General features: G+C 67.6%; 1 protein-coding gene. It reads right to left on the bottom strand.

What is annotated here, in order from left to right; translation table 11 throughout:
* Nucleotides 1-237, bottom strand: a 237-nt coding sequence (locus KVT44_RS55690; RefSeq protein ID WP_217576890.1) for a hypothetical protein, incomplete at its 3' end; no start/stop codon positions are given.
* Between the last annotated feature and the right edge of the window lie 137 nt (nt 238-374).

Here is a 374-nt window from a genome sequence, read left to right as displayed (position 1 = left end):
GACGTCGCGTTCGAGGCCGCGGATGAGGCCTTCGATACGGGCAATCTCAGTGCTCTTTGCGGCCTGATTGGCACGCGCTTTCTCCACGTCGTCCCACGTGGGATACTTCGCCGCGAACGCCGGTACCGCTACGCCCAGCCCCACCGATCCGACCACGACTCCTATCGCGGCCAAGCCGACGACGCCACGGCGGGAAATGGTGCGAAGCGATCGCAGTTCGTCGGCGGTGGGGCGCACCCGCAGTCAACGTCAGGCACACGCAGGGGTTCCCCCGGGTTGCGGCGTTTCATCGGGCGTCCTTCCGGGCGAGGGCGGTGAGGTATTCGTTGTACGCGTCGAGGTCGGCGTGCCCGTACGCGTCAGCGTGCCGGTCG

The organism is Streptomyces sp. GbtcB7, from assembly GCF_019091445.1.
Lineage (GTDB): Bacteria > Actinomycetota > Actinomycetes > Streptomycetales > Streptomycetaceae > Streptomyces > Streptomyces mirabilis.
The sequence above is the reverse complement of the archived record's forward strand: the minus strand, read 5'-3'. Positions and strand labels throughout refer to the sequence as shown.